We start from the raw sequence: 4,729 nt of genomic DNA, 5'->3' as shown, positions 1-4,729 counted from the left end.
CCGGTCATCGACCACAGCGTCAGCCCGCCCTGCGCGTTCTGCCACACCACATCCGCCCGGCCGTTCCCGTCAAAGTCCACCCGTGGAGCAGCCACAAGGGGCAATGTGGACACGGAGAAGGTGCGGTCGCTGAAGGACAGCATCTCTATGTTCCTCAGCGTGTCGGCGCCGCCGGTCCCCAGGGGATCACGAACACTGACGCCAGCGGCGGTGCGCACCACCGCATAAGTGGCGTAGGCGCCACCGAAGGACGCGACATCGATGCCGGCACCGCCGTCCAGCGTGTCGTTGCCGGCTCCCCCTTCCAACGTGTCATCGCCCGCGCCGCCCCGCAGATCGTTTGCGGCATCGTTGCCGACAATGCGGTCGTTTCCGGTGCCACCGATCGCGTTCTCGATGGTCACGCTGGCGGCGATGCCCAGATTGTTGATGCCGTCATACGTCGGGGTCGGCACCTCGGTCGCCCAACTCGGCAGGTTCATTCGCCGCTCGGCATCGCTCTGGCGGATCGCGATGGAACTCAGGCTTCCCGGCCGCAGGTCGAGGCGGTTCCCTAGCGTTTGGTTGGACAGGTCGATGGTGTCGGTGCCGCCACCGTCCCAGATCGTCTCGAAAAAGGCTTCGGAGACTTGCCAGGAGTACACGGTATCGCCGTTCCGCGTGGCGGTGTTGGCGCCGTAGAGATATTGGACGGCGGCGACGTCGTAGAGCATCGGCGTGCGCGGCACGACCATCTCCGACACCCAGGAATACTGATTGGCGGTTCCCGTCACTGTTATGAGCGTGCTGTTCGAGGGCGCCGTGTAGGACATCACCGAATAATCGTAGTTGTCCTGGGCGGTCGGTAGAGTGTTCGGCGCCTCGAACGGATGCTTCAAGCCAAGCGCATGACCGATCTCATGGATCAGCGTCATATTGCCGAATCGGCCCTGGGTCTGGTCGAGGTTGGTGTTGCTGGCGTCCAGCCAGACATCGCCGCCGATCGGGTTTTCATAAACCTGCGTGATAGTCCCAGGCGTCGCCGGCGACCCGGAATAGCTGTAGCTGTAGCTGAAGGACGGATAATAAGCGTAGCCGCCACTGTCACTCAGCGTATCGGTGCCGAAGCGGATCTGCCCGCCGTTGCCGCTGTCCGCCACCTCGGTGAAGGTGACGTTCGCCACCTGCGCATAGAGCGCGAGCACGGCCCGCGCGGCGGCCTTCTGCGACTCCGTGAACGGGGTGAACTGCGTGATGCTTCCCGCTTGGTAGTAGGATGGGACGGCGGTCATGAAGCTGTAGGTGATGGAAACCGACTGACCGAGCCCGCCCGGCGCGCTGTACGGCGTGCCGACGGCCGCAGCGAAGTTCCACCGCGCCGTATCGCCGACGTCGGACAGGGCGAGCAAGGCGTCCAGAGTCGAGCTTCCGCTGGACGCAAAAGCTTGCGGATCGGCCGGAGGCGTCACCAGCATTTCCACTCCAGAGAGTTGCGTGTCTTTTCCAAACGCGTTTCTGAAAGAGTGGCTTTGCGACATTGTGGTTGGTTTCCATGGCTTTCAATCTTTCTGCATTACGAAAGATTGAGATGGCCCCATATACCACTTCGTCGGGGGTCTGTAAAAAAGGAAAATGCAGTTTACGGGCGCGGTCCTGTGCGTCTTTATCCCGCATGGTGGATGACGGTTTTATCGCAACAATCGATATGATAAAACCGTAAGGTGCGGTTTTCAATCGCATAACATAGTATGCAGCAATTTCCCGCAAGGGAATGTTGCTTATAGTTGCGACGTCCTGTGCGGTTGGCGCCCTCTCAACAAGGAATAACAAGCGTGTCGAATAGCAACGATTTCATTCACCTCCCTGGGGATGGTCGGACGGCACCGGCCGGGGCCAACGATCTGACGCAGGCCAGCACGGGCAACGATGTCATCGATGCGCTTGATGGCAACGACACGGTGTACGGCGGGGCCGGTGGGGACTGGATCGGCGGGGGCGGGGGCGACGACCAGCTGTTCGGCGAAGCGGGGGACGACACGCTGAGCGGCGGGGCCGGCAACGACAGTCTGGACGGCGGCGTCGGCTACGACACGCTGTACGGCAACGACGGCGACGACACGCTGCTCGGCGGCGATTTCGACAGCCTGGACGGCGGCGCCGGCAACGACGTGCTGTCGCTGGACAACTTGAGCTACGGCTATGCCCACGGCGGGCTCGGCGACGACAGCCTGACCGGAGGTTCCGGCATCCAGTGGCTGTACGGCGACGCCGGCAACGACACGCTGAGCGGCGGGGCCGGCAACGACAGCCTGGACGGCGGCGCCGGCAACGACAGCCTGGATGGCGGGGCCGGCAACGACGCGCTGTATAGTGGATCTGGCATCGACACGCTGACGGGCGGCAGCGGCGGCGATGTGTTCAACTTCTCCGGTTACTATTCCGTCTATTCGGGAAGCCCCGCCATGGAGTGGGCGGGCGACCGGATCACCGATTTCGAGGCCGGCGACAAGCTGCGCTTCACCAACCTGACGCTGAGCGCTTCACGCATCCAGGTGACGGCGGCCAACGGCGTGACCACGCTGGCGATCGACGTCGACAACAACGGCAGCTTCGAGAGCGCGCTGACCCTGGACGGCACCTTCGCCGCCGATGGCCTGATCGTCGGCAACGAAGGCAGCGACACCGTGATCTCCCTGCCCTCGGTGCAGGGCACGGGCAGCGCCGACTTCGTTCACGTCGCCGGGGATGGCCGCACTGCGCCGGCTGGAACCACCGACATGGAGCTGGCGACCGTCAGCAACGACGCGATCTTCACCGGCGGCGGCAACGACACGGTGTACGGCGGGGCCGGTGGGGACTGGATCGGCGGGGGCGGGGGCGACGACCAGCTGTTCGGCGAAGCGGGGGACGACACGCTGAGCGGCGGGGCCGGCAACGACAGTCTGGACGGCGGCGTCGGCTACGACACGCTGTACGGCAACGACGGCGACGACACGCTGCTCGGCGGCGATTTCGACAGCCTGGACGGCGGCGCCGGCAACGACGTGCTGTCGCTGGACAACTTGAGCTACGGCTATGCCCACGGCGGGCTCGGCGACGACAGCCTGACCGGAGGTTCCGGCATCCAGTGGCTGTACGGCGACGCCGGCAACGACACGCTGAGCGGCGGGGCCGGCAACGACAGCCTGGACGGCGGCGCCGGCAACGACAGCCTGGATGGCGGGGCCGGCAACGACGCGCTGTATAGTGGATCTGGCATCGACACGCTGACGGGCGGCAGCGGCGGCGATGTGTTCAACTTCTCCGGTTACTATTCCGTCTATTCGGGAAGCCCCGCCATGGAGTGGGCGGGCGACCGGATCACCGATTTCGAGGCCGGCGACAAGCTGCGCTTCACCAACCTGACGCTGAGCGCTTCACGCATCCAGGTGACGGCGGCCAACGGCGTGACCACGCTGGCGATCGACGTCGACAACAACGGCAGCTTCGAAAGCGCGCTGACCCTGGACGGCACCTTCGCTGCCGACGGCCTGATCGTCGGCAACGAAGGCAACGACACCGTAATCCTAGTGCCGACCACCCAAGGCACCACCAACGACGACTTCATCCACGTCGCCGGGGATGGTCATTCCGCACCGTCCGGCGCCAACGATCGAGCCATCGCGACGGCGGGCCCCGACATCATCTCCGCCCTGGCGGGCAACGACACCGTCCACGCCGGGAACGGCCATGACTGGATCGACGGCGGCGCCGGCAACGACCTGCTCCACGGTGAGAACGGCAACGACGTTCTGACCGGCGGGGCCGGCAACGACACCCTTATCGGCGGCAGCGGCGACGACGTGGCGGTCTTCAGCGGCGCCTTCGCCAATTACACCATCACGCGCAGCGGCACCTCGGTCATCGTTCGGGACACTGTGGGAAGCGACGGGACCGACACGCTGATCGGCGTCGAAACCCTGTTTTTCACCGACCGCGCCGTGACCCTGGCCGCCGCGACCGGCAAGATCGTGTCGGTCGTCGGGCAGAACAACTACATCAGCACCAACGCCGGCTACAGCACGGAAATCGGTCTGGCTGACTTCACGCTCACCTCCGCCAGCGCTACCCAGATCGTTCTGACCCAGACGAGCGGCACGGATCAGATCCGGCTGATCCTGAACGGGAGCTTCACCGGCAATCAGTTGTCGGACATCGCCGGCTCGATCGACAATATCGGGACCTACTACAAGTCCTCGGGCATGGCCGACTTCGCCCAATACCGTCAGGCGGATCAGGTCGGGATGACCATCGCCGAACTCCGGACCACCACCGACGGCGCCTATTTCGCCGGCAACGACTGGCTCCAGGGGCAGGATGGCAACGACACGCTGTACGGCTATGGCGGCGCCGACACGCTGTACGGTGCCGGCGGCAACGATCTGATCAACGGGGGAGACGGTGACGACCTGCTGAGCGGTGGTGCAGGCAACGATACGTTGGAAGGGGGGGCTGGCAACGACACGGCGGTGTTCAGCGGCGCCTACGCCAGTTACGAGATCACGCGCGTGGGCAGCACCCTCCTGGTTCGCGACCGGTTGGGCACCGACGGCACCGACACGCTGACGGGCATCGAGAGTCTGACCTTCAGCGACCGCACCATCTCGGCCCCGACCGGGGCGGCGCCGCGCCTTGACTTTGACGGGAACGGCCGGGCGGATGTGGTGTGGCAGAACGCGCAGGGCGGGCTGACGCTGTGGTCGATGACCGG

At 65.0% G+C, this 4,729-nt stretch carries 2 protein-coding genes; one reads left to right on the top strand and one right to left on the bottom strand.

What is annotated here, in order from left to right; translation table 11 throughout:
* The coding region (locus tag H0B54_RS30365) for a M10 family metallopeptidase (protein ID WP_281390140.1) at nt 1–1,454 on the bottom strand (1,454 nt) is incomplete at its 3' end.
* 357 nt (nt 1,455–1,811) lie between these two features.
* Between H0B54_RS30365 and H0B54_RS30360 the strand changes: the two genes are divergently transcribed.
* A partial coding sequence (locus tag H0B54_RS30360; RefSeq protein WP_425490124.1) for a beta strand repeat-containing protein occupies nt 1,812–4,729 on the top strand: 2,918 nt, incomplete at its 3' end.

Source organism: Azospirillum tabaci, from assembly GCF_014596085.1.
Classification (GTDB): Bacteria; Pseudomonadota; Alphaproteobacteria; order Azospirillales; family Azospirillaceae; genus Azospirillum; species Azospirillum tabaci.
This window is presented reverse-complemented; position numbering and strand designations above follow the sequence as displayed.